This window comes from Mesorhizobium alhagi CCNWXJ12-2 (genome assembly GCF_000236565.1).
GTDB classification, from domain to species: domain Bacteria; phylum Pseudomonadota; class Alphaproteobacteria; order Rhizobiales; family Rhizobiaceae; genus Allomesorhizobium; species Allomesorhizobium alhagi.
This window is the reverse complement of sequence record NZ_AHAM01000290.1, coordinates 1-5792: the sequence shown is the minus strand read 5'-3', so window position 1 is coordinate 5792 and position 5792 is coordinate 1. Positions and strand designations below refer to the sequence as shown.

5 protein-coding genes and 1 pseudogene are annotated in these 5792 nt (G+C 62.2%); 2 read left to right on the top strand and 4 right to left on the bottom strand.

Annotated features, from left to right (window positions below; genetic code table 11):
- Positions 1 to 170: 170 nt before the first annotated feature.
- The 4 genes from MAXJ12_RS30370 to MAXJ12_RS30360 form a co-directional block, all read right to left on the bottom strand.
- Positions 171 to 1460 (bottom strand): ring-cleaving dioxygenase, encoded by a 1290-nt coding sequence (locus tag MAXJ12_RS30370; RefSeq protein ID WP_244421658.1) that lies wholly within the window; start codon positions 1458 to 1460, stop codon positions 171 to 173.
- Positions 1352 to 1699, bottom strand: a complete 348-nt coding sequence (locus tag MAXJ12_RS39345; protein ID WP_244421657.1) for a VOC family protein — start codon at positions 1697 to 1699, stop codon at positions 1352 to 1354. Before MAXJ12_RS39345 ends, MAXJ12_RS30370 begins: the two co-directional genes overlap by 109 nt.
- 77 nt (positions 1700 to 1776) lie before the next feature.
- Entirely contained in the window at positions 1777 to 3240 is a 1464-nt protein-coding gene (locus MAXJ12_RS30365) for a catalase (RefSeq protein WP_008840002.1), read from the bottom strand.
- 208 nt (positions 3241 to 3448) lie between these two features.
- Positions 3449 to 4060, bottom strand: coding sequence for a TetR-like C-terminal domain-containing protein (locus MAXJ12_RS30360; RefSeq protein WP_008840001.1), 612 nt, complete (start codon positions 4058 to 4060; stop codon positions 3449 to 3451).
- A 241-nt stretch (positions 4061 to 4301) separates the two neighbouring features.
- Between MAXJ12_RS30360 and MAXJ12_RS30355 the strand changes: the two genes are divergently transcribed.
- Together MAXJ12_RS30355 and MAXJ12_RS30350 are read left to right on the top strand one after the other, a co-directional pair.
- Positions 4302 to 5252, top strand: a complete 951-nt coding sequence (locus MAXJ12_RS30355; protein ID WP_008840000.1) for a helix-turn-helix domain-containing protein — start codon at positions 4302 to 4304, stop codon at positions 5250 to 5252.
- Positions 5249 to 5792: pseudogene (locus MAXJ12_RS30350) on the top strand (AraC family transcriptional regulator); the annotation flags it as partial. The gene MAXJ12_RS30355 and the pseudogene MAXJ12_RS30350, both read left to right, overlap by 4 nt.

Below are 5792 nucleotides of genomic sequence, written 5' to 3'. Positions count from 1 at the left end.
CATCCGCTACACGATGCGCGACATGACGCAGGAGAAGATGATCCTGATGCGCAGGAGCTGATCGTCAGCGGCCGTCGGTCGAGGTGATCGCCAAGCCTGCCCGCGGTCGCGCAAACCCTTGGAAGCAGGTTGGTCAAATTCGGCCCAATTGGACTGCTCGTGCAAAGGGACTACCTATTCATAGAGAGTTTTCGCTGAATCCATTCAGCTGATTCGGCGACGTCTGCAGCGGCGAGTTCATGATTGGCTGAGAGCTCCAGAGTGTCGACGCGCGCTCCTTGAACCATAAGCGCGTACGCCAGCGCCGGCGCATTGCGAGCAAAGGCATCATCACGTCCGGTTAGCGCCAATACGCTCGTGTCCGAGAGATCAAGGGCAGGTGGTTTCTCCAGGGTCTGGATGCCGCGCAGCAGAACCGCGCGGCGCACGACGCCAGGATGAAGTTGGATGACCGCCGCCAGCATGTTGGCGCCGTTGGAATAGCCGAGGAAGACAAGTTTGTCGGGGTCGAGGCCATAGCCGGTTACGGCGCCTTCGACAAACGCCGCGAAGGCTTCTGCTTCGCCACGGATATCCTGCTGATCGAACGTCGTTGCATCGACGCGGCGGAACCAGCGATTGGTTCCGTCCTCGGTCGCTCGGCCACGCACGCCGAGCAGCGCCGAATGCGGGGCTATGCGTCGTGCGATCGGCATCAGATCGGCTTCATTGCCGCCGGTGCCGTGCAGCAGCACCAAGGTCGCGCCGTCCGGATTCTGCGGCCGGTTGAAACGATGAATGAAAGGGAGGTCGCGGGCCGGAAACCGCTCTTCGCCGGGAAGGGCGAATTGCGGAAGTATGGCCCTCAGATCCTCTGCGCGATCGGCATCATGTGGCGGCAGAAACAGTGTCCGGCCAAGCTCGGCAGGCGCTTCGTCAATGGTCATGCCCGGCCTGTCGGTCGCGCATTCCATCAGTATGCCGGCGGGATCGCGAACGTAGAGCGACACGAAGTACTTCCGATCATGCACCTCGGTGGGCCCGTGATCCGTCAGCGAAAGCCGCATGGAGCGGAGATCATCGATGCCGCGCGCGCGAAAAGCGACATGGTCGGGCACCCCGCCGCCGGACACGGAAGGCACGAAACCAGATACCTCCCTGATATCGACGATGTCGGTATCGGAACCCATGCGCTGTGTAACGCCTGAGCGCCGGTCTTCCGTGTACCCGAAACGTGTCAGAAAGCTTGCGGTCTTAATCGCCTTGTCCGTCAGGAGCGTGACGCCCCGCAGCCGGGTGGGTGCGTTCGGAAGTGGCGCCGGCGTTGCCATGTCCACTCCGACCAGCTTCACGATCAGCCCGTCCGGATCCTTCAGCCGGAGGACCGGCTCGCCGAACTCGCGAGACGGACCCTCGAGCGGTATGTTGGCGGCGAGCGCCTTGGTGATCCAGTCACCGAGCGAAGCTGGCGGCACCGCCAACGCCACTTCCGATACCTGGCCGTGCCCGTACGACCGCGGCCCGCCGCCTCCCAGACAAGGAACGTCAGCAACGAGCCGGGACTGCCGAGGCCGTCTCCATAGACGAGATGCAACTGCTCTGCGTCCGCGTAGCCTCCGGTGCGCTTCACAAGCCTCAGCCCGAGAAAGCCGACATAGAAGTCGACGTTGGCCTGCACATTGGAGGTGATGCCGGTGAGGTGGTGTATGCCGCTGGTCATCCCGTGATACCTTCCGCGCCTGGTTTCCCCTTATGCTTATGAACCTTCAGACGGGTTTTCGCATCGGCCCGGCGCGATCAAAACTGCGGGTCCAGCGCGTCCAGCGCGGCGCATACCCCAGCGCCGAAATCGGGATGGACCTGCCCAAAAAGCTCGATCTGCCGTTCAGCGATGGCATCGGGAATGCCGCGCATTGCGGCAGCGATGTTGGCGAACAGTCGCGCCTTCTGCCCGTCGTCGAACAGCAGGAACAACGCGCGGGGCTGGCTGAAATCGTCGTTCTCCTCCCGATGATCGAACCGGGCAGCTGGACCTTCGATCTGGAGCGGTGGGTCGGTGAACGATCCGTCCTCCACCGGGCCGCCGAAGCTGTTCGGCTCGTAGTAGGCATCCGAATTCGGCATGTTGCCGAAGAAGCGCATCGCCCCGTCCTTGTGATAATGATGCACCGGGCACCGGGGCCGGTTGACCGGCAGCGCCTCGTAGTGCGTGCCCAGCCTGTAGCGATGGGCGTCCGCATAGGCGAAGATTCTGCCTTGCAGCATCCTGTCCGGTGAATGGCCGATGCCGCGCACGACGTTCGATGGGCTGAAGGCCAACTGCTCGATTTCGGCAAAATAATTGTCCGGATTGCGGTTGAGTTCAAGCACGCCGATCTCGATCGGTGGAAAATCGGCATGGGGCCAGACCTTCGTGACGTCGAACGGGTTGAAGGGCAATTCGCCCGCCTGCGCTTCCGTCATGACCTGAACCTGCGCGATCCAGCGGGGATAGTTCCCTTCCTCGATCGTGCCGAACAGCGCTTCCTGATAGCCTTCGCGGGTTCTGCCGACGACTTCTTCCGCCTCGGCGTTCGTGTAGTGGCGATGGCCCTGGCGGGTCTTGAAGTGGAACTTGACCCAGACCCGATCGCCATCGTCATTCCACAGGCTGTAGGTGTGGCTGCCGTATCCGTTCATATGCATCGGGCTAACAGGCAGGCCGCGGTCGGAAAAGAGGATCGTCACCTGATGCAGGCTTTCCGGCGACAGGGACCAGAAGTCCCACATCGCCGTCGCCGATCGCAGATTGGTGCGCGGGTGACGCTTCTGCGTATGGATGAAATCGGGGAATTTGAGCGGGTCGCGGACGAAGAAGACCGGCGTGTTGTTGCCCACCAGATCCCAATTGCCTTCTTCGGTATAGAATTTGAGCGCGAAACCGCGAACGTCCCGCTCATGATCGGCCGCCCCCATTTCCCCCGCAACCGTCGAGAAACGCGCAATCATTGGAGTCTCGGCGCCGGGCTGCAGCACCTTGGCACAGGTCAGATGCGATATGTCGCCGGTTATCCTGAACATCCCATGCGCACCCCAGCCCTTGGCGTGGACGACCCGCTCGGGGATCCGTTCCCGGTTCTGGTGGGCCAGCTTCTCGATCAACTTCCAGTCCTGCAAGAGGACCGGGCCGCGATCACCGGCGGTCAGGCTGTTCTGGTTGTCGGCAACGGGCGCGCCGGCGGTGGTCGTGAGGCGTGAGTTTCGATCATCCTGCGGAGGCATCGTTTCAGTCCTTCCTTGGGTCCACACCGCGCGCCGTCTGGCAGCGTATCCGCTGGACAATTTAGCGAGCCGCGCCGGCAGAGCGTCGCTGCCCCTGCGGTGACGATGCCGTTCTTGCGATGATTCGCCGAGGGAGATGGACGCACGGTCGCCATGCCGGCGGGAACGACGTGCCGCTTGCCCGCGCTTCCCTGGTGCAGGCGTTGGCTCAACAGGCCTTGATGGCGGCCTCCAGAGCAATGCCCAGCCTGTCGAGGTCGGCTTTCGCGAAGGTTTTCCCTCGGACGATCATGCGCGAATAGAGGGGGGCAAAGAGCAGATCGAGCGCCAGCTCCCTGTCGAGGTCTGCGCGCAGTTCGTTTCGGGCGATGGCGCGATTTAGCAGCCGATGTCCGAACTGTCGCCGTGCCTCGGCAATGCCATGCAGCATCGCCGACAATTCGTTCGATCGCAAACGTTCGGCAACCAGGTCGGGGATTATCCGGCGGACCAGCGGATGTCTCAGGACCGCGCGCGTGGCTCGAAGGTATTCTCTGATGTCCGCCTGCAGAGATCCCTGGTCGGTGGAACCCAACCGCATGACCTCGACGCTTTGTATCGCTTCGCACGCGAACTCCAGTTTCGACGGCCACCGCCGGTATATTGCCGCCTTGCCTGCGCCCGCCCGGGCTGCCACGCGCTCCAGGCTTACTGCCGCATAGCCGGTCATTGCCCACTCCTCGAACAATGCCCTGAACAGCGCGATGGTCAGTTCGGGCCGGATGACCGCCGCACCACTTGGTTTCCGTCTTTTCTTGTGGTCGGCACTCTTGCGTTCCATCCAAAAACTCCCCAATATGGACGAAACGGTAGCGTTTCGACCTTGGGGTGAGAAGGGGTCGAAACGACCTTCAACGGATATTTCTGGATCGTTGCGGGTGGCCGGAGCGAGGATCGCAGCAGTGCCTTTCGTGTGCGATCTGAAGGAAGAATGCTTGCTTTGACCAATCGCCGATCGATCTGTGAGGCGCGAAGCGGGCCGCCGGCTCGGCCCGACCGGCGATAGTCATAGGAGACACAGCATGGGCGTGCCTGCCTATTCCTCTTTTGCCGAATGGTACAGCGACGGTCACCTCGCGCGCTATGTGCGCACGATGAAGTCCGCAGGTGATATCATTCATCTGCTTGAGGCCGCGCAGCCGGCCGGGGACATGTCCGACCCTGCCGTCCCGGATCTCATCCTCTATCAAGATCTGCATGGTGGCAGCCGCGTCAGCGGCGATATGGGAGGGGGGCGCTTCGATGTGAGGAGCGAAAAGGGCGGCTTTTTTCTCTCCGCTCCGAGGTTCGCAAATACGGTCATTGTCGACGCCGCTCACGAGCTTCGCAGCGTGTCGTTTCCGTTGGCGCAGTGGCAGCCCGTTCTGGACGAGGCCGCCGAAGGGCGGTTCCCTGTGGACTACCAGAAACTATGTATGGGGGCGTTCGCCTCGCCAACCATCCGATCAGCACTCCGGAACCTGTGGGTCTTGTGCGATGAGGAGGGTGCACCCTCGCGCCTGCTGGCGCAGGCCGCGGGCTGCGAGATACTGGCCGAGCTCTGCCGGTTGGGCGGGGCGCCATTCGGGCCAGTCAAGGGCGGCCTCGCCCCTTGGGCAGAGAGGCGCTGCCTGGAACTGCTGCGGGCGCGGCTTTCGGAAGACATCAGCCTCGACGAACTGGCAGCCGAAGCGCGTCTATCTCCTTTTCATTTCGCGCGCATGTTCAAGCAGAGCGTGGGCGTGCCGCCTCGGGTCCATCTGACACGGCTGAGAGTGGAAAAAGCCTGCGAACTCCTTGAGACGACTGACCTTCCGGTCACCGAGATCGCGCAGGAGGTGGGATATTCGTCGAACCAGGTCCTCGCACGGGTTTTCATCAAGCATCGGCACATGAGCCCGTCCGACTATCGTCGGGCGGTGCGCGATCCGGCGTCCCAAACCTCACTTCAAACGCACGGAGCGGCGATTGCAGAATCGGAGACGCCGCAATGACCGTGCCGGCCCATCCCTCTTTCACCCAATGGTACTGCGAGGGCCAACAGGCGTCGTACGTGCGCACGATGAAATCCCCTGGCGGAATCCTTAACCTGCTTGAGGTGGAGCGGCCGGCCGGGGACATGTCCCGCCCTGCCGTGTCGGATATTGTCCTGTATCAGGACCTGCTTGGAGGCAGCCGGGTCAGCGGTGACCTGGGAGGAGGACGTTTCGATGTGATCAGCAAAAAGGGCGACTTCGCACTTGCTGCGCCGAACTTCGCCACTGAGGCCATTATGGATGAAAGCCATCAGCTTCGCAGCTTGGCGTTTCCGATGGAGCAGTGGCAGAAAATTCTCGACGAGGCCGCGGATGGTGGTTCGGTCGATTTTTCCTTGATTTACGGCCGGATGTTCGATTCGTCCACTATCCGATCGGCACTCCGGAAACTGTGGGCTCTGTGTGAAGAAGAGGGTGCGCCGTCGCGTCTTTTGGCGCGGGCCGCTGGTTTCGAAATTCTGGCCGAGCTTTGCCAGTTGGGTGGTCGCCCGCTTGCGC